We start from the raw sequence: 21709 nt of genomic DNA, 5'->3' as shown, positions 1-21709 counted from the left end.
CCCGCGCGGACCGCGGACCAGCGGCGCCGACGCGAAGATCCCGCCCCCTGCCGGGGACGGGATCCTGATTGTGGAGCTAAGGAGAATTGAACTCCTGACCTCCTGCATGCCATGCAGGCGCTCTACCAACTGAGCTATAGCCCCGCGTGTTCTTCGCGCTCCGCGCTGCGAACAAGAAGAACTTTAGCCTGCGACCTGCCGGAAAGTGAAATCCGGGTCCGGGGGCCGCCCCGGCGGTGGTCGCCGGGGCATGGCCGGTGCCCGGACCGGCGGCCTCCGCGCGGCAGGGCGGACCTGCCGGGAGGGCCGTGGGTCTCAGGTGTCGTCGCCCAGCACCGGCTCGGGCAGGGTCCCGGCGTTGTGCTCCAGGAGCCGCCAGCCGCGCGCGCCCTCGCCCAGCACCGACCAGCAGCAGTTCGACAGACCGCCGAGGCTCTCCCAGTGGCGGGCCTCCAGGCCCAGCAGCCGGCCGATGGTCGTACGGATGGTGCCGCCGTGGCTGACGACGACGAGCGTGCCGTCGTCGGGCAGCTTGTCCGCGTGGTGCAGGACCACGGGCGCGGCCCGGTCCGCGACCTCGGTCTCCAGCTCGCCGCCGCCGCGGCGCACGGGCTCGCCGCGCTTCCAGGCGGCGTACTGCTCGCCGTACTGCGTGACGATCTCGTCGTGGGTCAGGCCCTGCCACACGCCGGCGTACGTCTCGCGGAGCGCCGCGTCGTAGGAGATGTCGACGCCGGTGACGGCGGCCAGCTCGCCCGCGGTCGCCGCGGCCCGCTTGAGGTCGGAGGCCACGATCGCGTCGGGCTTCAGCGACGCGAGCAGCCGGGCGGCGCGGCGCGCCTGTGCGACACCGGTCTCCGTCAGTGCGATGTCCGTGGAACCCTGGAAACGGCGCTCCAGGTTCCACGCGGTCTGTCCATGGCGCCACAGGACCACACGGCGGCCCCGCTTCCTGCTCGTACGGCCGTCGCCGGCCGCACCCCCGCCGCTCGTGCCGTTCAGCTCAGCTCCCCTTCCGCTTCCTTGCCGGCGAGGCGGGCGTGCTCCTCGGCCTTGCCGCGGGTCTTCTTGGCGTCCTCGGGCAGCGGGAGCTCCGGGCAGTCCTTCCACAGGCGCTCCAGGGCGTAGAAGACGCGCTCCTCGCTGTGCTGGACGTGGACGACGATGTCGACGTAGTCGAGGAGGATCCAGCGGGCGTCACGGTCGCCCTCGCGGCGCACCGGCTTGGCGCCGAGCTGCTTGTTCAGCCGCTCCTCGATCTCGTCGACGATCGACTTGACCTGGCGGTCGCTGGGAGCTGAGGCGAGCAGGAAGGCGTCCGTGATGGACAGCACGTCGCTGACGTCGTACGCGATGATGTCGTGCGCGAGCCGGTCGGCGGCCGCCTGTGCGGCGGTGTTGACGAGCTCGATGGAACGGTCCGTGGCGGTCACAGGCAGGCTTTCGTCGGCGGTCAGGACTCTTCAAGGGTCTCACGGACCGCCGACGGACCTCGCCGTGATTGTTCGGGACGCGTCAGCGCGGGGGCCCGGCGCGGGCGCCGGGCCCCGACTCAGTCCGCCGGGTCGCCCTCGAAGTCGGAGCCGAGGACCACGGAGACGTCGGCGTTCGCGGCGGCCTTGCCCTTCGTCACCGCGTCCGCGGGCAGGCCGAGCGTCTTCGCGACCTCCTGGGCCTTCGCCTTCTGCGCCTCGTCACCGTAGGTGACCTGCGAGGCGGCGGTCGTGTCGGCCTTGCCGCCGTCGATGACGGTGTAGCCGCCGTTGACGAGCGAGATCCGGGCCGCTTCGGTGGCCTTGTCGTCGCCGGTGCCGTTCTTGATGCCGACCCGCACGGCCGCGCCCTGCTCCGGTGCGCTGACCGAGCCGCCGAGCACGTCCTTGACCACGCTGTCCGCCGCCTGCTCGGTGAGCGTGCCGTCCTGCTGCACGGGCAGCACCGCGGTCTTGTGGTCGCCGCCCTTGGCGTGCTCGGCGAGCTGGGCGAGCGAACTGCCGAGATCCTTCTCGTTCAGGGAGGGGTCGAGGATCTGGCCGAGGGTCTCGACAACGACGGTCGCCGACTCGGCGTCGTCCGGGAGTTTCTTCAGCACGCCCTGCATGACCTGGCCGAAGCGCTGGAGCTGCTTCTCCTCGGCCTCGCCGGGGCCGACGTACGTCGCGTAGGCGACGGCGGCGCGCCCGTCGAGGGTCTGGTTCTCGCCCTGCTTCACCAGGGGCTCGTCGCCCTTCTTCGCACCGGGCACGGTCGTGTCGGTGGTCAGGTCGATCGTGCCGACCAGCTCGACGAGGTTCTCCAGGTACGGGGTGTCCAGCCGCCAGGTGCCGGAGATCTTCGCGCCGAGCAGGGTCCCGATCGCCTCGCGCGTCCCGGTGGACCCGTCGTCCTCGACCGACTTGCCGAGCGTGGTGGCGGTGCCGTCGTCGTTGGCGACGGAGAGCGTGTTGGGAAGAAGGACGGTCGTGCCCTGCTTCGTGGTGACGTTGTCGACCAGGAGCGCCGTCGAGGTCCGCTCGCTCTTCGTGTTGTGCAGGTGCACGACGATGACGTCGCGCTTCTGCGGGCCGGCCGCGGTGCCGCCGGCGCTCTCGGCGCCGGACAGGCCCGGCAGCTTGCCCGCGTACCAGAGGTAGCCGACCCCGCCGACGAGGACGAGCGCGAGGGTGACGACGAGCGCGACGACGCGGTTGCGGCCGCGCCGCTTGGCCTCCTCGCGGCGCTCGGTACGGCTCTCGGTGAACTTGAGCCAGTCGATGACGTCCTCGGAGTCCTCGTCCGGTTCCTCGATGAAGGCGAACTGCTCGGTGCGGTACTCGCGGTCGTCGCCGTCCGCGACGCGCCGCTGTTCCGGCACCGCCGCCGGCTCGGGCGCGCCCTGGGCCGGCCGGCCGCCCCGGCCGGCTTGCTCCGCGGGGGCGGGCTGCTGGTGGGGGATGTTCCACTGCTGAGTGGTGTCGACGGCCGCGGGCTGCGTGCCCGTGTCGTAGCCGTACCCGTCGTAGCCGTAGCCCTGCTGACCGGGCGGTGCGGCGTACTGCTGGGTGCCGTACGGGTCGTACTGCCCGTACTGGTCCGGACGGCCAGCCGCGTCCGGGGTCTGCTGGGCGTACGGGTCGTAGCCGTAGCCCTGCCCGCCGGCCTGCTGATCTGTGGACCGAGGGTGCTGGGACTGCTGCTGTGCGTAAGGGTCGTACGGCTGGGGCTGCTGGTAGACCGGCTGTCCGTACTCGTCGTAGCCGATGATCTGCGGCTGCTGGTGGTACGGGTCGTAAGGATTCTGCTGGTCGTTCACCGGTGCCCCTCTCCGTGGCTCACTCGCCGCGGTACAGCTGGCGCTTGTCGATGTAGCGGACCACGCCGTCCGGCACCAGGTACCAGACCGGATCGCCCTGGGCGACCCTCTCACGGCAGTCGGTGGACGAGATCGCGAGCGCGGGGACCTCCACCAGGGAGACGCCGCCCTCGGGCAGCCCGTCGTCGGTCAGGTCGTGGCCCGGCCGGGTGACACCGATGAAATGGGCGAGCGAGAACAGTTCTTCGGCGTTGCGCCAGCTGAGGATCTGGGAGAGCGCGTCGGCGCCCGTGATGAAGAAGAGATCCGCGTCGTCGTTGAGGGCACGCAACTCACGCAGCGTGTCTATCGTGTACGTCGGCCCGGCCCGGTCGATGTCGATGCGGCTGACCGAGAACTGCGGGTTGGACGCCGTGGCGATGACCGTCATCAGATAGCGGTCCTCGGCCGGTGACACGTTCTTGTGGGTCTTCTGCCACGGCTGCCCCGTCGGCACGAACACCACCTCGTCGAGGTGGAACAGGGCGGCCACCTCGCTGGCGGCCACCAGGTGCCCGTGGTGGATCGGGTCGAATGTCCCGCCCATCACACCGAGCCGGCGCTTGCCGGTACCGGAACCCGTGGCCACGTTCTGCTCTCCCATGCGTGCAGAGCCTACTGGCACGGGCGGCCGGCCCGGACTCAGCGGTCGCGGTTGAAGCGGGTGGTCACCCACAGCAGCAGGAGCAGCACGAGCAGCGCACCGCCGCCGGTGATGTACGGGTTGAGGCTTGCGTGGTTGCCACCGTGCTCGGCGCCCTCGGCGAGAGTGACCAGGTTGGCGGCGGCAGCGCTGGTGAGGCTCATCTTCAGCAGGACCTATCGATCGGAGTCGGAGCGGAGGGACTTCGCGCACATCGTATGCGGGCCGTTCGGGCACGCTCACGCCGACTCGGTCGTTGTGCTGTCCACAGCTCGGCACTTGTGGTTGTCCACAGCCCCCACCGCGTCGCAACCCCAGCACCTAGTCTGGGGGTCCTGAAGGGGGACGAGCACGACACGCATCACCAACAGGGGGCACCATGACCGAAAGCCAGGGGAACGCGCCGAGCAGGCGGCGTGAGCGGTTCCCGGAAATCTCCTCGCGGGCCTACGAGCATCCGGCGGACCGCTCGGCGCTGGTGGCGCTGCGCAAGCTCTCCGGGTTCGACACCGTGTTCAAGGCGCTCAGCGGCCTGCTGCCCGAGCGCAGCCTGCGGCTGCTGTTCCTCTCGGACTCGGTGCGGGTCGGCGACGCCCAGTTCGCGCACCTGCACAGCATGTTGCGGGACGCCTGCTACATCCTGGACCTGGAGAAGGTCCCCGCGATGTACGTGACGCAGGACCCGCGTCCCGATGCGATGTGCATCGGCCTGGACGAGCCGATCATCGTCGTCACCACCGGGCTGGTGGAGCTGCTCGACGAGGAGGAGATGCGCGCGGTCGTCGGCCACGAGGTGGGCCATGCCCTCTCCGGCCATTCGGTGTACCGCACGATACTGCTCTTCCTCACCAGCCTGGCCCTGAAGGTCGCCTGGATCCCCCTGGGGAACATGGCGATCATGGCGATCGTCACCGCGCTGCGGGAGTGGTTCCGCAAGTCGGAGCTCTCGGCGGACCGCGCGGGCCTGCTGGTCGGCCAGGACCTTCAGGCGTCGATGCGCGGCCTGATGAAGATCGCCGGGGGCAACCACCTGCACGAGATGAACGTGGACGCGTTCCTGGCGCAGGCCGAGGAGTACGAGGCCGGGGGCGACCTCCGCGACTCGGTGCTGAAGATCCTCAATGTGCTGCCGCGCTCGCACCCGTTCACCACCGTCCGGGCGGCCGAGCTGAAGAAGTGGGCCGAGAGCCGCGACTACCAGCGGATCATGGATGGCCACTACCCGCGGCGCACGGAGGACAAGGACACCTCGGTGAGCGACTCGTTCCGTGAGTCGGCGTCGCACTACGCGGAGTCGGTGCGGACGAGCAAGGATCCGCTGATGAAGCTGGTCGGCGACCTGGCCGGCGGCGCGGGCGACCTGGGCAGCAAGCTGCGCGACAAGTTCACGGGCGGCAGTGCGGGAGGCGGCGGCAGGACGGGCGACGACGGTTCGCCGGGCGCGTGACGTCACGGGTGCCTGAGCGCACGGGCGCGTGACGGCGTGGGTGCCTGAACGCACGGGCGCTGACGTCACGAGTGCCTGACGTCACGAGTGCCTGATGCGTGGGTGCCTGACGGCACGGGCGCGAGACCGTACGGCCGGCAGCCGTGCCCGCGGTGTCACGGTGACGGCTGGGCCTCGGGGGACAGGGCCCCGCACAGGGCGGCGACCGCGGGGCCCGGTGCGTACGGGTCGGTGACCGCCGGACCGTCCGTGCCGGCCCGCCGGCCGGCGAGCAGCGGTTGCAGCGTGCTCGTCGCGTCGGACGCGCAGTCCTGGGGCCCGGCCTGGACCGCGCTTGCCTCGACCTCCAGCCGGTGGTGGCGCAGATCGTCGCGGTCGACGCGGAAGCGCATCTCGCGCCGTACGGTGAAGAGCGACGCCTCGTCGTCCACCGGCCCCGCCGTGGCGGCGGGCCGCAGCGCGTAGACGAAGGTGTGGTCGGACGTGACCTCCAGCGCGTCGGACCCCGTCTCCGTGACGAGCAGCGTGCCCTGCACCCGCGCGGTGGTGTCCGCGAGGGCCACCTTCGCCGGGTCGAAGCGCACCAGCCAGCCCGTGGCGATGTGCCGGCCGTCGGCCGTCGGCGCGACCATGCTCCGGTCGAACTGGGCGAGTTGGTCGGGGTGGAGCAGTGCGCGCACCGAGCGCACCGCGCCTGCGGTGAGCACGCCGGGGTTGAGGGACGACTCCACCAGGTAGTCCTTGACCATCGTCAGTGCGATCACCACCTGACCTTCGGTGAAGTGGGCGGTGCGGCTGTACGCGGGCATGGTGATTCCCGCGGCGCCACTGCGGTACTGGGCGGCGGGGCTGCGCGCGAAGAGCTCGGCGGGCGGGCCGCCGGGCACCGGGCCGCGCGGTGCGAGGGGGACGAGCGTGATGCGGAGCTGCTCCGCCGGTCCGGCCGCGGCGGGCTGGTGGGGCTGGCGGATGCCGAGATAGACGGCGGTGCCGAAGGCGACGACGAGGACGAGGACGATCAGCAGGATCTGTTTCGACGCGCGGCGCCCACCGCCAGGGACGCTCCGCACGGCGGGCGCGTGCTCGCCCATCCGCTCCTGGGCGGAGAACTCCTGGACCCGGGCAGCCCGCACGAACGATTCGTCGAACACGACGGATCGGTACTCGTCCTCACCGCCTGGGAGCCCCTCGGGTGTCCCCTCAGGCGGGTCTCCGCGCCGAGCCATACTTTCAGGGTAGGTCTGACGCGGTCACGATAAACGCGCTGGTACACGACAAGTTCTGACGAGTTCTGACGCACCTGTCCACAGGGCAGCCTGCCCCTGCCCAGCAGGTGCGCGGGAGGGGACGTCCGGGGCTGCGGGGGCATGCGCGGAGCGGCGCTCAGGCGCCGGGTGGCGGCCTGGGCAGGACCCGTCGCGGCCGGCGACTCGGCTCCCGGCCGCCGTCTGCAGGACAGCGTGACACCGTCCGCGGCACGCGCCCAGCGGCACCCAGGTGTCCGAGGGCCCCTGGACAAGGACGCGTCACGGCCGACGACTCGGCCCTCTCCCGTATGGCGGGCATACGCGGAACTGCGGCGGCCGGTGCATGCCCGGGCCTGCCCTCTGCGCGTCCGCAGGCGGTCGTGCAGGACCTGCGCGAGCCGGGTCCAGGCGGGCGGCCTCGCGGCACCCGGGCCCGCTCGGCGCGTCCACGCCCCCGCCGGGGCTGCGCGGCGTCCGCCTACGGCGTCCGGGGGCCCGCCGGGACCTGGGGTGCCGGGTGGTCGGCGGCCGACGTCGGGCCGCCACCGCGGCCGCCGACCGTCGCGCCCGTCGGAGGCGCGTCCACGCCCGTCCGCGCGGGCTGCGGCACCTGGTCCTCGCGGTTGCCGGCGGCTCCCCGGTAGACCGCGGTGAAGGCGAGGGCGACCATGCCGATGCCCATTACCAGGGCCAGGATCCAGGCCACGGGCCGGTGCCAGCGCGCCGTGCCGCGGTAGGGACGCAGGGCACCCCCGTGACGGCCGTACGGGCTCACGGCGTCGAGGCCGTCGTCCTCGTCCCCGTACGCCCGGCCGGGGCCGGGGCCGCCGGGGCCGTGACGCTCGTCGTAGAGGTCGTCGTCCGAGGGCCCGCCGCGCGGGCCGGAGCGCGCGGATTCGGCCTCCGCGCGCGCCTCCGCGGCGGCGAGCAGACGCTCGACCGCGGTCGGTTCGTGGATCTCGGCGGCCCGGACGAAATCCTCGTCGAACACCACGGAGGCGAAGTCCTCGTCCGCGCCCCCGCGGTCGACGTCCTCAGGGTCCCCGCCGTCGTGAAACGGCCTGCCCCCCATGTCGTCCGGCACGTTCTCAGAGTAGACCGGGCCGGGAGGTTTGGGCAGGGAGAGGACGAACTCTCCCCGCCCGGGTGACGTCCCGGAGGACGCCCCTGACGGTCACCGGATGTGACCGTCGCCGGTGACGATGTACTTCGTGGAGGTCAGCTCGGGCAGGCCCATCGGCCCGCGCGCGTGCAGCTTCTGCGTCGAGATGCCGATCTCCGCGCCGAATCCGAACTGACCACCGTCGGTGAAACGCGTGGACGCATTCACGGCGACCGTCGTCGAGTCGACCAACTGGGTGAACTTGCGGGCAGCGGCCTGCGAGGTGGTGACGATCGCCTCGGTGTGGCCGGAGGACCAGAGCCGGATGTGGGCGACGGCCGCCTCCAGGGACTCCACGACCGCCGCCGCGATGTCGTAGGAGAGGTACTCGGTCTCCCAGTCCTCGGCGGTCGCCGGCACGATCGTGGCCTTGGTGGCGTCCGCGTACTCCACGACGCGCTCGTCGCCGTGCACGGTCACGCCCGCGTCGGCGAGCGCGTCCAGCGCGCGAGGCAGGAAGGCGGCGGCGACGTCCTTGTGGACCAGGAGGGTCTCCGCGGCGTTGCAGACGCTGGGGCGCTGCGCCTTGGAGTTGATCAGAATCTCGATCGCCGTGTCGATGTCGGTCTCGGCGTCGACGTAGACGTGGCAGTTGCCCGTGCCGGTCTCGATGACGGGGACCGTGGACTCCTCGACGACCGTACGGATCAGCGAGGCGCCGCCGCGCGGGATGAGCACGTCCACCATGCCGCGGGCGCGCATCAGCTCCCGTACGGAGTCGCGGCTCTCGCCGGGCACCAGCTGCACCGCGTCGGCGGGCAGCCCGGAGCCGCCGACCGCGTCGCGGATGACCCTCACCAGCGCGGTGTTGGAGGAGTACGCGGAGGAGGAGCCGCGCAGCAGCACCGCGTTGCCGGACTTCAGGCAGAGCGCCGCGGCGTCCACGGTCACATTGGGCCGGGCCTCGTAGATGATGCCGACGACGCCGAGCGGGACGCGCACCTGGCGCAGGTCGATGCCGTTGGGCAGGGTCGAGCCGCGCACCACCTCACCCACCGGGTCGGGCAGCGCCGCGACGTGCCGCACGTCTGCGGCGATGGCGCGTACCCGCTCGGGGTTGAGCGTGAGCCGGTCGATGATCGCCTCGCTGGTGCCCGCCTCGCGGGCCCGCGCGATGTCCTCGGCGTTGGCCTCGACGATCTCACTGGTGCGGACCTCCAGCGCGTCGGCGATCGCCAGCAGCGCGTCGTCCTTCGCCGACCGCGGCAGCGGCGCGAGGTCGGCGGCAGCGGCCCGGGCCCGGTAGGCGACCTGGGCGACCGGGGACATGTTGTCGTACGGCGAGACCGAAGAGAGCGACGTCATACCCGCAGGGTAGTGCGCCCGCCGCGGCAGTCCGGAACGTATCCCGCAGTGCGAGACACAAGCCTCAGAAGGGGTGGACACCCACCGGGGAGGCGGGCGGCGGGCCGTAGCCCTCGGCGATCCGCTGGTGGTAGGTCTGGCGGTCGATGACCTCCAGGCCGACGATCTCCCACGGCGGCAGTTTGGCGGTCGAGCGGTGCTCGCCCCACAGCCGCAGGGCCACGGCCGCCGCGTCGTGCAGGTCGCGGGCCTCTTCCCAGTAGCGGATCTCCGCGTGGTCGTTGGCGTAGCGGCTGGTCAGCAGGAAGGGGTGGTCGTGGGCGAGCTGCTCCAGGCCGCGGCGGACCTCCTTCAGCGGGGCCTCGGGTCCCGAGACGCTGAGGGTGATGTGCCACAGCTTCGACAGTGCCTGCTCGTCCGGCCGGCCCGGCACCTCGGCGACGCCCCGCACACCGGGCGGGAAGACCGTACCGGCCGCCGGGTGCGCCGGAGCCCCGGCTCGCGCGGGACCACCGGCCCCGCCGCGCCCGTCCCCGAGCCCGTCGCCGAATGCCCCGTCGAACCCGTCGTCGAGATCGGCGGCCCCGCCGACGCTGGTCAGGGTGCGCTCCTCGCCCATCGGCCGGCGGGCAGAGGCGGCCGCCCTTCCCTTGCCTCGGGGCATGTCCCCAGGGCGCGCTCGATTCACCGGCGGCCTCCTGTTGCTGCGTCGTTGCCGTAACCCCGCCAACCCCCGCAACAAAGTGGACCAGCCCGCGGCGGGGTGTGGGGCCGTTTTGTCAAAGGTCTCTGCCAGATGGCGGGACTTTCCGCCCTTTCAGGGTCCGGTCAGGGCTCCAGAACGACGAGATCGTCCCTGTGTACGACCTCCCGTTCGTACGCGGGGCCCAGCTCCCTGGCCAGCTCGCGGGTGGAGCGGCCGAGCAGCTGCGGGATCTCCTTGGCGTCGAAGTTCACGAGGCCGCGGGCGACGGCGCGGCCGCCGGTGTCGCGCAGCTCGACCGGGTCACCTGCGCTGAACTCGCCGTCCACCGCGGCGATCCCGGCCGGCAGCAGCGACTTGCGGCCCTTGACGACGGCCCGCACCGCGCCGTCGTCGAGGGTGAGCGAGCCCTGCGGGGTGGAGGCGTGCGCCAGCCACAGCAGGCGGTCGGCCGAGCGGCGTCCGGTGGCGTGGAAGAAGGTGCCGGTGGCGCGGCCCGCGAGGGCGTCGGCCGCGCGGGTGGCAGAGGTGAGGACAACGGGCACACCGGCGGCGGCCGCGATGCGGGCGGCCTCGACCTTGGTGACCATGCCGCCGGTGCCGACGCCCGCCTTGCCGGCGCTGCCGATCTGCACGTGGGCGATGTCCTCGGGCCCGCGGACCTCGTCGATGCGCGAGGTGTCCGGGCGCGCGGGGTCCCCGTCGTAGAGGCCGTCGACGTCGGAGAGCAGCACCAGCAGGTCGGCGCGGACGAGGTGGGCGACGAGGGCGGCGAGCCGGTCGTTGTCGCCGAAGCGGATCTCGTCGGTGGCGACCGTGTCGTTCTCGTTGACGACCGGGACGGCGCCCATGGCGAGCAGCTGGTCCAGGGTGCGGTAGGCGTTGCGGTAGTGGGCGCGTCGGCTGGTGTCGTCGCTGGTCAGGAGCACCTGGCCGACACGGACGCCGTACCGGGCGAAGGAGGCGGTGTAGCGGGCGACGAGCAGTCCCTGGCCGACGCTGGCGGCGGCCTGCTGGCGGGCCAGGTCCTTGGGGCGCCGGGTCAGGCCGAGCGGGGCGAGCCCCGCGGCGATGGCTCCGGAGGAGACGAGGACTATCTCCTTCTCGCCGCCGCTGCGGCTCTTGGCGAGGACGTCGACGAGGGCGTCCACGCGGTCGGCGTCGAGGCCTCCCGCGGCGGTCGTCAACGACGACGAACCGACCTTGACGACGATCCTGCGGGCCTGGGTCACCTGCTGTCTTGCCACTGTCACACGCCCGAATCTATGCCAGGGCGGCTGCCGGGTGCGCGCGCATTCCGCCCGCTGGACAGCCGGCACGGCAGGCCGCGCCGACCGATTTCGGCCTCCCGGACGGGCGTGTGGTGCCGTGCGCCACGCCGTAGGACGCCTGTAAACGCTTTCCCATAGCACGAGTTTGATCCGGTTACCGATACAGAATTCGGACAACCGCTAAGGTGCTGGTGGGCGGTGGCGCGCGCCCGCATCACCCTGCCTCCGGCCCCACCTTCGACTCGGGTTCCCTCAAGAGACGGGGCACAAAGTGTCGGTCAAAGTGAGTGTCGTCATCCCGGTGTACAACCCCGGCAAGTACATCGACCCCTGCATCGAGTCGCTGCTCGGGCAGACGCTGCCGGCCGAGGAGTTCGAGGTCCTGTTCGTCGACGACGGGTCGACCGACGACACCCCCGCCCGGCTGGACGAGCTGGCGGCCCAGCACCCGCACTTCCGCGCGATCCACATCCCGAACTCGGGCTGGCCCGGCAAGCCGCGCAACATTGGTGTCACGGAGGCGAAGGGCGAGTACGTCCAGTTCCTCGACCAGGACGACCACCTCGGCACCGACGCCCTGCGCCGGCTGTACGACATGGGCCACCGCAACGGCTCCGACATCGTGATGGGCAAGGTCGCCAGCAACTTCCGGGGTGTCCCGCACGGCGTGTTCCGCAGGAACCGCGAGAAGTGCTCCCTGCGCAACGCCCCGCTCTACGACAGCCTCACACCGCACAAGATGTTCCGTACGCAGTTCCTGCGCGAGCACGGCATCGCCTACCCGGAGGGCAAGCGCCGCCTCGAGGACCAGCTGTACATGATGAGGGCGTACATCCCCGCCAAAGTCGTCTCGATCCTCGGCACCTACACCTGCTACCACTACTCGAAGCGCGACGACGGCAAGAACGCCGGATCCGCGAAGCTCGTGCCGGCCGGCTACTACGGCAATCTCCGCGAGGTCCTGGACGTGGTCGTGGCGGGCACCGAGCCCGGGCCGCTGCGGGAGCGGGTGCTGCGCCGCTTCTACCGGGTCGAGATGCTCGGCAGGCTCAGCGAACCCGCCGTCCTGAAGTACGACGAGACGTACCTGCGCGAGATGACCGAGGCGGTGCGCCCCCTCGCGCTCGACTTCATGACCGACGCCGTGCACAACGGCCTCGGCCCGCTGCTGCGGCTGCGCTCGGCCCTGCTGCGCAACGACGACGCGGAGGGCCTCGTACGGCTGGCCCGGTTCGCGTCCACCGTCAAGGGCGCGGTGCGGCTGGAGGACCTCGCCTGGGAGGACGACGGCCGCATCGCGATCGGCATCACCGCACGTCTGGTGCACGGCGACGACCGCGAGCCGCTGCCCCTGCTGCGCCGTGACGGCCGCCTGTATCTGCACCCGGACGTCACCGGCCGCTTCCTGCCCGCAGGCGAATTCGTCGACATCACCGGCGACCTGGACGGCTTCTCGGCCGAGCTCTCGCTGCGCGACCGCGAGACGGCCGTCGAGTGGCTGTGCCCCGCCACGTTCACGGCGCACGTCGAGGACCGCGACGACGGCAGCTGCGAGGTCGTGCTGCGCGGCAAGGGCCGGCTGGCCCCCGAGGACGGGAAGAAGGGCCGGGGCGGCCTCCCCCGTGGCTTCTGGGACGCCTGGGTGAGCGTGCGCGGCCTGGGGCTGGTCCGCAAGGCGCGCCTGGGCGCCGACCGCGACCCGGAGGTCGACGACCACTGCCTGCCCGGGCTGCTGTCGTCCCCGCCGCGCTCGGTGATCCCGTACTTCACCAACCCGCACAGCAACCTCACGCTCGACGTGGCGCGCCGCGGCAAGAAGGTGGCCCCCCACCTCGCGGGGCGCCCGGTGCTGCGCATGCCGGGGGCCGGGATTCAGCTGCGGCTCGACCTGTTCACGACCGACGGCACGGGCCCCGGGACGGGCGTGGGCACGGGTGAGCCGGAGCTCGTGCTCACCAAGCCCTCGCAGTCCGAGGAGACGCCGGACCCCGTGCACACGTTCCCCGGGACGCTGCGGCCCGAGGTGGGACGGGCGCACCTGAGCGTTCCGCGGCGCGTCCCCGGTGCTCCGGAGGGGGACTGGCAGCTGTCGGTCCGGCTGGACGGGGCGAAGGGACCGCTGCTGCCGCTCTGCGATGTGGGTGTGGACCGCGCCGGACGGCTCCAGATCGACGACGGCCTCCCTGTGGTCGACCCCGCGCTGCTGCGGAAGCTGGCCGCCCGCCGCCGACGCGCGGCGCTGCGGCGTGCGGCCCGGGCCGTGGCCGGTCCGGTGGTGCGCAAACTGCCGCCGGCGGGCCGCAAGAAGGCGCGGCGGCTGGCGGCCCGTCTGCTGGGCTGACGGAAGCGCCCGGCGGGTACGCGGCCGGACGTGCCCGGCGGGCACGCGGCTTTCGGAAGCGATGAGGACAGCCCCGAGCACGACAGCGACGATCACACAGCGAGGAGCGGAACAGATGCGGCAGCTCTCGATCGGCGGAGCATGGGTGCACGAGCCGAAGGTCTTCCCCGACAGCCGCGGGAGCTTCCACGAGTGGTTCAGAGCACCGGACCTCGCCGAGGCGGCGGGGCACCGGCTCCGCCTGGAGCAGGCCAACTGTTCGGTCTCGGCCCGTGGCACGCTGCGCGGCATCCACTTCGCCGATGTCCCGCCGAGCCAGGCCAAGTACGTGACGTGCGTACGCGGCGCGGTCGTCGACGTGATCGTGGACATCCGCGTCGGCTCGCCGACGTACCGCCGCTGGGAGGCCGTACGCCTCGACGACGCCGACCACCACGCCGTCTACCTCGCCGAGGGCCTCGGCCACGCCTTCATGGCCCTCACCGACGACGCGACGGTCGTCTACCTGTGCTCCGAGGGATACGCCCCCGAGCGCGAGCACGGCATCCACCCGCTCGACCCGGACCTCGGCATCGAGTGGCCCGAGGGTGTCACTCCGCTGCTGTCCGAGAAGGACGCCGCCGCGCCGACGCTGGCCGAGGCCGAGCGGCAGGGGCTGCTGCCGTCGTACGAGGAGTGCGAGGCGTACTACCTGCGGCTGAGCGCAGCGGACGCGCCCGTCGGCTGAGCCCACGGACGGACAAGGCCCCGGGTCGGCGGACCCGGGGCCTTTCCGCGCGGCCGGCAGAGCTCAGCCGGTGATCTTCTCGATGCCGCGGCGCACGGGCGCGAACGAGGCGCGCGACCTGCGCAGCGTGCGGGCCCGGATCAGCCCCGGCCAGAAGTCGGCACCGAGCAGGGCCTCGGGCTGCACGGCGTTCTTCCGGACCAGCACCTCTTCCGGGACGTCCTGGGGGTCGGGGACGACGTACTCCTCGATGATCTTGTCGTACGCGTCCTTGAGGACGGTGCTCTGCGGATCGGCGCCGAAGACGGCGACGACACCGGTGGGCGCGGTGTCCACCTCGACGACGACCAGGTCCGGGCGGTACTTCCGCAGCACCTGGACGACCTTGTAGACGTCGCCCGCCCAGAACTTCGTGTGCCGGTCGCGGGCGGCCTCGTCCACGTTCCTCGGGAGCATGTCGTCGAGAACGATCACGCTGGACCAACGGGAGTGCCGTTCGACGTTCATGAAATCGCGCAGCGCGTACTCGAACAGGTGCATACCGTCGATGAACGACAGCTCGATGCGCGGTTCGCCGCCGAGGACGTTCATCGGGTCCTTGCGGGCGAGCGCGCGAAAGGGATTGCGGCCGGTGCGCAGATGGATCAAAGGGTCCTCGCGGGCGAAGAAATCGTCGCTCGTGGCTCTGACCAGGTGCACATCGCAGCTGATGCTCGTCACGACCCGGAATGCCGGGTCGATCGCCACGGAGGGAACCCGGGAAAGCGCCAGACTGCGTCCGTCGTTTACCCCGATCTCCAGATAGTTCCGCGGTTTGCAGATGCGGTGCAGCTGGCGCAGGAAGCCATGGCGGTCCACTGACGGAGCCCTTCGCTGGGAATCAAATGGATTGATTCCCAGTGAAGTTAGCGTGGACGCGGACCGGACGTAAACGTCTACGCGCCGGTAGCACCCGATTCGCGCTCTGCCGCGACGACTTCCGGGAACGCTTCTGCGAGCGCTTCTCGCCAGTCGCGAATCGGTTCGACACCGCTGCGCCGCAGCGCCTGATGTCCCAGCACGCTGTACGCGGGGCGAGGCGCGGGCCGTACGAACGCGGCGCTGGTCGTGGGGCGTACGCGCTCCGGGTCGGCGCCCAGCAGCCGGAAGATCTCGCGGGTGAGTCCGTACCAGCTCGTCTCCCCCGCGCTGGTGCCGTGGTGGATCCCGGCGGGCACGGTGCCGGCCCGTGCGCCGCGCCCGAGCCGGACCAGCAGGTCCGCGAGGTCGGCGCTCCAGGTCGGCTGGCCGCGCTGGTCGTCCACGACATCCACGGTGTCCCGGGCGGCCTCCAGCCGGATCATGGTGCGCACGAAGTTCGGGCCGCCCGCGCCGTACAGCCACGCCGTGCGCACGACGTGGCCGGTCTCCGGCAGCAGGTCCAGCACGGCGCGCTCCCCGGCCAGCTTGGTGCGCCCGTACGCGCTGCGCGGGCCCGCGGGGGCGTCCTCGGCGTACGGCTCGTGGGCGTCACCGGCGAAGACGTAGTCGGTGGAGACGTGCAGCAGGACGGCGCCGCTCTCCTTGCACGCCTCGGCGAGCAGCCGGGGGCCGGTGCCGTTGACGGCGAGGGCGGCCTCCTCGTGCTCCTCGGCGCCGTCGACGTCCGTCCATGCGGCGCAGTTGACCACCACCTCCGGCCGGTGCGTGTCCAGGGCGGCGCGCACCGCGTCGGGGCCGGTGATGTCCAGGTCGCGGCGGGCGAGCCCGGCCGCGGGGACGCCGGCCGCCGCCAGCCGGCCGAGGACGTCGCGGCCCAGCATGCCGCCGGCGCCGGTGACGAGCCAGGTGCTCACAGCGCCGCACGCTCCTTCAGCGGCTCCCACCAGGCGCGGTTGTCGCGGTACCACCGCACGGTCTCGGCGAGTCCGGTGGCGAAGTCCTTGCGCGGCTCGTAGCCGAGCTCCTCGCGGATCTTGGTGCAGTCGACCGAGTAGCGGCGGTCGTGGCCCTTGCGGTCGGTGACGTACTCGACGCTGGTGTCCCAGTCGGCGCCGCAGGCGTCGAGCAGCAGGCGGGTGAGCTCCTTGTTGGACAGCTCGGTCCCGCCGCCGATGTTGTACACCTCGCCGGGGCGGCCCTTGGTGCGGACCAGTTCGATGCCCTGGACGTGGTCGTCGATGTGGAGCCAGTCGCGGACGTTGCCGCCGTCGCCGTAGAGCGGGACCTTGCGGCCGTCCAGCAGGTTCGTGATGAACAGCGGGATGACCTTCTCGGGGAAGTGGTGGTGCCCGTAGTTGTTGGAACAGCGGGTCACCCGTACGTCCAGGCCGTGGGTGCGGTGGTACGACAGGGCGATCAGGTCGCCGGCCGCCTTGGCCGACGAGTAGGGCGAGTTGGGCTGCAGGGGGTGCGTCTCGGGCCAGGAGCCCTCGTCGATGGAGCCGTAGACCTCGTCGGTGGAGATGTGCACGAACGTCCCGACGCCGGCCCGGTGGGCGGCGTCCACGAGCGTGTGCGTGCCGACGACGTTCGTACGGACGAACTCGGCGCCGCCGTCGATGGAGCGGTCCACGTGCGACTCGGCGGCGAAGTGCACGACCTGGTCGTGCTCGGCCATCAGCTTGGCGACGAGTCCGGCGTCGCAGATGTCGCCGTGCACGAAGTCGAAGCCGGGGCGGTCCCGCACCGCGTCGAGGTTCGCGGAGTTGCCCGCGTAGGTGAGCTTGTCGAGGACGGTGACGGCCACGCCGCCGGGCCCGTCGGGGCCGAGCAGCGTGCGCACGTAGTGGGAGCCGATGAATCCGGCGCCGCCGGTCACCAGGATCTTGGTGGTCATGAGGAGATCTGCACCTTGCTGTGGTCGCCGAGCACGAGTCGGTGGGAGGAGGGGGTGCGGGGCGCGGGGGTGACCTCGACGTCCCGGCCGATCAGGGACGCCTCCACGCGCCGGACGCCGGTGATGGTGGCGCCGCGCAGGACGATGGAGTACTCGATCTCGCTGTCCTCGATCCGGCAGCCTTCGGCGACGGAGGTGAAGGGGCCGACGTACGAGCCGCTGATCACCGTGTCACCGCCGATCACAGCGGGGCCGACGATGCGGCTGTTGGTGATCCGGGCGCCCGCCTCGACGCGGACCCGGCCGATCAGCTCGCAGTCGTCGTCGACCACGCCCTCCACCAGGGGCTCAACGGTCTCCAGCACCGAGCGGTTGACCTCCAGCATGTCGGTGACGTTGCCGGTGTCCTTCCAGTAGCCGGCGATCGTCGTGGACCGCACGTCCCGGTGCTTGTCGATCAGCCACTGGATGGCGTGCGTGATCTCCAACTCGCCGCGCCAGGAGGGCTCGATGGCCCGCACGGCCTCGTGCACGGCAGGGGTGAAGAGATAGACGCCGACGAGCGCGAGGTCGCTCTTGGGCTGCTGCGGCTTCTCCTCCAGGCCCACGACCCGGCCCTGTCCGTCGAGTTCGGCGACGCCGAAGGAGGTCGGGTCCTCGACTCTGGTGAGCAGGATCTGCGCGTCGGGTCGCTCGGCGCGGAATTCGTCGACGAGTCCGCTGATGCCGCCGACGATGAAGTTGTCACCGAGATACATGACAAAATCGTCTTCTCCCAGAAACTCCCGGGAAATGACCACCGCATGCGCGAGCCCGAGCGGCCGCTCCTGCGGAATGTAGGTGACCTTGACGCCGAACCGGGATCCGTCGCCGACCGCTTCCTCGATCTCCGCGGCCGTTTCCCCGACAATGACGCCGACCTCGGTGATCCCGGCCTCCGCAATCGCCTCCAGGCCGTAGAAGAGCACCGGTTTGTTGGCGACCGGCACCAATTGTTTGGCGGACGTGTGCGTAATGGGCCGGAGTCGTGTCCCGGCTCCTCCTGCGAGTACGAGTGCCTTCACTGTCCCTGCCCTAAGAAGTCGGAAGAGCGTCCCCCAGGGGATCCGCTCGGGCACTTCGCATGTTACCTATCTCTCACCCTCCCTTTCCCGTAGCGCAATACGCCTGCCCGACGAACGCGCGCCGCACTCCTGCGAATCCTGCCGAGAATCCGGCGCGGAAGGCTCCGGACTTTCGGCGGGTGAACGCGCCGGCTGCCCGACCAGTCGGGCACGGTCACCTCGTACACGGACCGGGGCAGGCCGCTGCGGCGGTCCTCGAAGTGCGGGTACGCGAGGTAGATCCGGCCCGCGCGGCCGCGGCGGACCACCTCCGGCACCTTCTTGGCGGCGGTGAACTCGAGGACGTCCTTCAGCAGATCGAGTCGCTTCCGGGCCACGCACTCCAGCACCAGCCGCTCCCCCACCTTGACACGCCGGGCGACGCCCTTGGTCCAGTACGGATCCGTCATCGCCGCCGCCAGCCGCAGCCGGTCCAGCTGCTCGGACTCCGGCGCGCGCAGCAGGGCCGGCCCGAACTGCTGCAGCAGCCCGACGGTGAAGGGCCGCAGCATCAGCAGGTCCCGCCCGCGGCCCGGCCGTTCGAGCCGGGCGATCAGCCGGGCCAGGGCGGTCAGCGCCTCGAAGCGGTGCTGGTAAGTGCCGCGCCTCGTCGCGTGCTTGCCGTCCTCCCGGCCGACCAGGTAGTAGCAGTCGTAGTCGGCGACGACGGAGACACCGTTGCCGCTGAGGTACGCCTCCATGGTGAACAGCGAGTCCTCGCCGGTCAGGAGGGTCTCGTCGAAGCGGAGGCCGAGCCGGCACAGCAGCTCGCGGCGGAACAGCTTCTGCGCGCTGAGCGCGTAGATGACGCGCGACGTGCGGACGTCCACGCGCTCTTCCGTCCGCTCGAACATCGAGCGCGGCACGCCCCGCCCGCACCCCGCCATCCGGCCGAGCACGACGTCCGTCCCGGCCCGGTCGGCCATGGCGACCATGCGCTCCAGCGCCTCGTCCCCGAAGAAGTCGTCGGCGTCGAGGAAGAAGACGTAGCGGCCGCGGGCGAGGGAGAGGCCGAGGTTCCGCGGACCGCTCGGGCCGCCGGAGTTGGGCTGCCTGATCACCGTGGTGCGGACCTTGGACCGGGCGGCGAACTCCTCCAGGTACTCCCCCGTGCCGTCGGTCGACCCGTCGTCGACCGCGACGAGCTCGATGCGGTCGGCCCCCAGCGTCTGGGACTCCACCGAGTCCAGGCAGCGGACGAGGTAGGGCATGGCTTCGTAGGCGCCGACGACAACCGTGACGTCGGGCACGAGATTGTCCTTCACGCACACAAGACAACCGGAAACACCCATAGGTTGCCTTTTGTGACCCACCGGGCAAAAAGGTGTACCTCGTTCCAGGGGCGCGAGCCGTCACGCGGAACGGCCCGGTGGTCCCTCGCGGGATGCCACCGGGCCGTTCACGCCGGCGTGTCAGCCGACCGGCGTGTCGTCCATGCCGGGCGACTGCTCCGGCTCCGCCAGACGCTGCAGCACACCGGCGTTGCGGGCCTCCGCCTTGGCCGCGAGGGCCTGCACCGCCGCGTCGAACTGCTCGATGGAGGCCGGCTCGTCCGGGCCGAGCAGGTACTCCTTGAGCTCGTGCCGTGCCGCGGCACGCGGGTCGGCGTCCCGGTCGGCGACGGCGGTGAGCAGCTCGTCGAGCTCGACCGCACTGTTGGAGAGGACGACCGCGGCGCGCACCGCGGTGTTCTGCCGCTTGAACTCGGCCTCGCCCAGCCCGGCGGAGTCCGTGACCGCGTACGGCTTGCCGCTCGCGATGAAGTCCGAGACCACGCTGGAGATGTCCGAGACCATGCCGTCCGACTGGTTGAAGCAGTCGTACAGGCGCGGCTGCGGGCCGGTGACGACCTTGTGCTCCCACCAGCCGAAGGAGCGCCAGTACGCGGCGTTCCACTCGTCACCCAGCTTCGCGGTCTCCGCCTCACGCGCCGGGTCCGCCACGGAGTCGCGCGACTCCTCGGCCTCGTCGCGGCCGACGCGGGCCGAGCCCGACAGCTCGGCGAGCCGTGCCTCGACGCGCTGGAGCTCCGCACGCGCGGCGGCCTGGTCCGCGGCGTGCGCCGCGGCCTGCTCCGCCCACCCCGGTTCGCTCGCGCGGGCCGCCGCGGCCTTCTCGACCATGGCGGTGATCCGCTCGTGCACGGCCTTGGCCCTGGGGTCGCGGGTGCCGGTGAACGGGTGCGGCTTGTAGATCAGGCGGACCGGCTGCTCGGAGTTCAGCAACCGCCTGACGATGTTCTCGCCGGCCAGCAGCAGGGAGGTGTTGCCGGGGTTGTCGTCCCAGCCCTCCCAGGTGGGTGCGTAGAGCACGGTCGGGATCGGGTTGCGGGGCTTGCCCGTCCAGGGCTCGATGGGGGCGAGCTGCGGACGGCCGACCTCGACGATGTCCTCGCTGAGCACACCGACGTCGGCCAGCGCGTACCGGTCGCGGCCCGCGCGGCCCGCCGTCCACACCTCGTCGTACGCCTTGCTGAACGGGTTGACGCTGGCGAGCTTGTCGCTGTCGCCGTGACCGATGAAGACGTGCTTCATGGTCGGCACGCGCAGCATGTGGATGTTCTTGCCGACGTTGGCCACGTACAGCGCGACGCGCACGGACGACAGGTCCAGGTTCATCAGGTGCACACCGCCCGGCACGCAGAGCACCGGGACCGAGGTGTTGCCGAGCTGCGGCACGATGTTGCGCTCGCGCAGGAAGATCAGCGGCCGGCCGCCGACCTGCGCCATCGTCTCCAGCCACATGTTGACCTGGTACGCGGAGTCCTTGGAGCCGGAGAAGTACAGCATCACGGTCGGCTTGTACGCGCGCAGCCAGGCGTCGACGCCCGCGAGCACCTCATCCGGCGAGGCGGGCAGTCGCGCGCCGCGGACATAGGGCAGCAGTACGGCGAGATAGCCGACGGCGAGCAGCAGCGTCAGACCGAGACCCGCGTACGCGAACACGCTCGCGCCGGTCTCGACCGCGACGAGCACGCCCACGAAGGAGAAGACGTCGAGATGCAGCATCTTCTCGGCGGAACGGTTGATCAGACCGGGCCTCGGGGCGTCGGGAATGCGCAGGTGCTCCAGGGCGATGTTGCGGGTGACCACCGGCAGCTTCCGGCGCAGCCTGATCAGCGTGACGATCGCGCCGTGCGGCGCCTGGAGACCGTAGAAGCCGAGGAGGCAGGCGACCGTCACGTAGAAGACGGCCTCCTCCGCGTACCCCATACGGGCCAGCAGCAGCACCAGCAGCAGCTGGCGCACGAGGAAGCGGATCGACAGGCCCGCACGGACCTTGGCCAGCCGGTTGACCAGGTAGCTGGACCGCTGGTGCAGGTACTGGTCGGCGAGGTAGGTCACGGCGACGGCAGCCGTGAAGAACCAGAGACTGGGGATTATCGCCGCGAGTATGACGCTCGGGAATCCGAGCATCAGGAGAATTGCGGCGGCCAGCTCCGATCCGCTGCCCACACGAGCCATGCGAATGGCTTTCGAAATCACGAAGAACCTGCTCCAGATGGTGCCGACTGTTTGCGTTCTGAAACCGTGGCGCGAAGGAAATGTGAAGGCCCGGCTTCACGGACACGGGCCCCCGCGGCGCGCCTTGCGGCGGCTGCCGAGGCCCTG

19 protein-coding genes and 1 tRNA gene are annotated in these 21709 nt (G+C 71.4%); 3 read left to right on the top strand and 17 right to left on the bottom strand.

The genetic code is table 11. The features are described from left to right. Positions 1-71: 71 nt before the first annotated feature. The 6 genes from ACLB9X_RS18845 to ACLB9X_RS18820 all read right to left on the bottom strand — a co-directional run bounded on the left by ACLB9X_RS18845 (position 72) and on the right by ACLB9X_RS18820 (position 4138). Positions 72-144, bottom strand: a tRNA-Ala gene (locus ACLB9X_RS18845). Positions 145-315: 171 nt separating this feature from the next. Beyond that, positions 316-1002, bottom strand: a complete 687-nt coding sequence (locus ACLB9X_RS18840) for a histidine phosphatase family protein (RefSeq protein WP_410361722.1) — start codon at positions 1000-1002, stop codon at positions 316-318. Then, positions 999-1433, bottom strand: coding sequence for a ribosome silencing factor (gene rsfS, locus ACLB9X_RS18835; protein WP_215184459.1), 435 nt, complete (start codon positions 1431-1433; stop codon positions 999-1001). Before rsfS ends, ACLB9X_RS18840 begins: the two co-directional genes overlap by 4 nt. Positions 1434-1552: 119 nt before the next feature. Continuing rightward, positions 1553-3292, bottom strand: coding sequence for a LytR C-terminal domain-containing protein (locus ACLB9X_RS18830; RefSeq protein WP_410361541.1), 1740 nt, complete (start codon positions 3290-3292; stop codon positions 1553-1555). A gap of 19 nt (positions 3293-3311) precedes the next feature. Continuing rightward, positions 3312-3935, bottom strand: a complete 624-nt coding sequence (nadD, locus tag ACLB9X_RS18825; protein WP_410361540.1) for a nicotinate-nucleotide adenylyltransferase — start codon at positions 3933-3935, stop codon at positions 3312-3314. 38 nt (positions 3936-3973) lie between these two features. Further along, positions 3974-4138 (bottom strand): hypothetical protein, encoded by a 165-nt coding sequence (locus tag ACLB9X_RS18820; RefSeq protein ID WP_177153505.1) that lies wholly within the window; start codon positions 4136-4138, stop codon positions 3974-3976. 215 nt (positions 4139-4353) lie between these two features. On the opposite strand from ACLB9X_RS18820, the gene ACLB9X_RS18815 reads away from it, so the two are divergent. Continuing rightward, positions 4354-5421: a M48 family metallopeptidase gene (locus tag ACLB9X_RS18815; RefSeq protein WP_410361539.1), complete on the top strand. Its 1068-nt coding sequence runs from the start codon at positions 4354-4356 to the stop codon at positions 5419-5421. 155 nt (positions 5422-5576) lie between these two features. Here the strand turns inward: ACLB9X_RS18815 and ACLB9X_RS18810 are convergent, their stop codons facing one another. The 5 genes from ACLB9X_RS18810 to proB form a co-directional block, all read right to left on the bottom strand. Then, complete coding sequence (locus tag ACLB9X_RS18810; protein ID WP_410361538.1) at positions 5577-6647, bottom strand: hypothetical protein; 1071 nt, start codon at positions 6645-6647, stop codon at positions 5577-5579. 499 nt (positions 6648-7146) lie between these two features. After that, a complete protein-coding gene (locus ACLB9X_RS18805) occupies positions 7147-7752 on the bottom strand; it encodes a hypothetical protein (RefSeq protein WP_410361537.1) in 606 nt (201 codons plus the stop codon). Between the two features lie 90 nt (positions 7753-7842). Next, positions 7843-9135: a glutamate-5-semialdehyde dehydrogenase gene (locus tag ACLB9X_RS18800; protein ID WP_410361536.1), complete on the bottom strand. Its 1293-nt coding sequence runs from the start codon at positions 9133-9135 to the stop codon at positions 7843-7845. Positions 9136-9199: 64 nt separating this feature from the next. Further along, entirely contained in the window at positions 9200-9823 is a 624-nt protein-coding gene (locus ACLB9X_RS18795) for a hypothetical protein (protein ID WP_410361535.1), read from the bottom strand. A 140-nt stretch (positions 9824-9963) separates the two neighbouring features. Next, positions 9964-11091, bottom strand: coding sequence for a glutamate 5-kinase (gene proB / locus ACLB9X_RS18790; RefSeq protein WP_410361534.1), 1128 nt, complete (start codon positions 11089-11091; stop codon positions 9964-9966). A gap of 301 nt (positions 11092-11392) precedes the next feature. Here proB and ACLB9X_RS18785 point away from each other — a divergent pair, with 301 nt between their 5' ends. Beyond that, positions 11393-13450, top strand: a complete 2058-nt coding sequence (locus ACLB9X_RS18785) for a glycosyltransferase family 2 protein (RefSeq protein ID WP_410361533.1) — start codon at positions 11393-11395, stop codon at positions 13448-13450. Positions 13451-13565: 115 nt separating this feature from the next. Next, on the top strand, positions 13566-14177 hold the full coding sequence (gene rfbC, locus ACLB9X_RS18780) for a dTDP-4-dehydrorhamnose 3,5-epimerase (RefSeq protein ID WP_410361532.1): 612 nt from the start codon (positions 13566-13568) through the stop codon (positions 14175-14177). 63 nt (positions 14178-14240) lie between these two features. Here the strand turns inward: rfbC and ACLB9X_RS18775 are convergent, their stop codons facing one another. The 6 genes from ACLB9X_RS18775 to ACLB9X_RS18750 form a co-directional block, all read right to left on the bottom strand. After that, complete coding sequence (locus ACLB9X_RS18775) at positions 14241-15035, bottom strand: class I SAM-dependent methyltransferase (protein ID WP_410361531.1); 795 nt, start codon at positions 15033-15035, stop codon at positions 14241-14243. Between the two features lie 77 nt (positions 15036-15112). After that, a complete protein-coding gene (rfbD, locus tag ACLB9X_RS18770; RefSeq protein WP_410361721.1) occupies positions 15113-15979 on the bottom strand; it encodes a dTDP-4-dehydrorhamnose reductase in 867 nt (288 codons plus the stop codon). 29 nt (positions 15980-16008) lie between these two features. Then, positions 16009-16995: a dTDP-glucose 4,6-dehydratase gene (rfbB, locus tag ACLB9X_RS18765; protein WP_410361530.1), complete on the bottom strand. Its 987-nt coding sequence runs from the start codon at positions 16993-16995 to the stop codon at positions 16009-16011. Continuing rightward, a complete protein-coding gene (locus tag ACLB9X_RS18760) occupies positions 16992-18059 on the bottom strand; it encodes a glucose-1-phosphate thymidylyltransferase (protein ID WP_410361529.1) in 1068 nt (355 codons plus the stop codon). Before ACLB9X_RS18760 ends, rfbB begins: the two co-directional genes overlap by 4 nt. A 62-nt stretch (positions 18060-18121) precedes the next feature. Further along, positions 18122-19363, bottom strand: a complete 1242-nt coding sequence (locus ACLB9X_RS18755) for a glycosyltransferase family 2 protein (RefSeq protein WP_410361528.1) — start codon at positions 19361-19363, stop codon at positions 18122-18124. Positions 19364-19510: 147 nt separating this feature from the next. Beyond that, complete coding sequence (locus ACLB9X_RS18750) at positions 19511-21562, bottom strand: hypothetical protein (RefSeq protein WP_410361527.1); 2052 nt, start codon at positions 21560-21562, stop codon at positions 19511-19513. Between the last annotated feature and the right edge of the window lie 147 nt (positions 21563-21709).

It is taken from the genome of Streptomyces sp. 5K101 (genome assembly GCF_046506645.1).
GTDB lineage: Bacteria > Actinomycetota > Actinomycetes > Streptomycetales > Streptomycetaceae > Streptomyces.
This window is presented reverse-complemented; position numbering and strand designations above follow the sequence as displayed.

Excerpts from the sequence above, each read along its gene's own strand:
- ACLB9X_RS18820 (WP_177153505.1), bottom strand. The coding sequence starts at position 4,138 with ATGAGCCTCACCAGCGCTGCCGCCGCCAACCTGGTCACTCTCGCCGAG.
- ACLB9X_RS18815 (WP_410361539.1), top strand. The coding sequence starts at position 4,354 with ATGACCGAAAGCCAGGGGAACGCGCCGAGCAGGCGGCGTGAGCGGTTC.
- ACLB9X_RS18800 (WP_410361536.1), bottom strand. The coding sequence starts at position 9,135 with ATGACGTCGCTCTCTTCGGTCTCGCCGTACGACAACATGTCCCCGGTC.
- ACLB9X_RS18810 (WP_410361538.1), bottom strand. The coding sequence starts at position 6,647 with ATGGCTCGGCGCGGAGACCCGCCTGAGGGGACACCCGAGGGGCTCCCA.
- ACLB9X_RS18750 (WP_410361527.1), bottom strand. The coding sequence starts at position 21,562 with ATGGCTCGTGTGGGCAGCGGATCGGAGCTGGCCGCCGCAATTCTCCTG.
- nadD (WP_410361540.1), bottom strand. The coding sequence starts at position 3,935 with ATGGGAGAGCAGAACGTGGCCACGGGTTCCGGTACCGGCAAGCGCCGG.
- rfbB (WP_410361530.1), bottom strand. The coding sequence starts at position 16,995 with ATGACCACCAAGATCCTGGTGACCGGCGGCGCCGGATTCATCGGCTCC.
- rfbC (WP_410361532.1), top strand. The coding sequence starts at position 13,566 with ATGCGGCAGCTCTCGATCGGCGGAGCATGGGTGCACGAGCCGAAGGTC.
- rfbD (WP_410361721.1), bottom strand. The coding sequence starts at position 15,979 with ATGCTGGGCCGCGACGTCCTCGGCCGGCTGGCGGCGGCCGGCGTCCCC.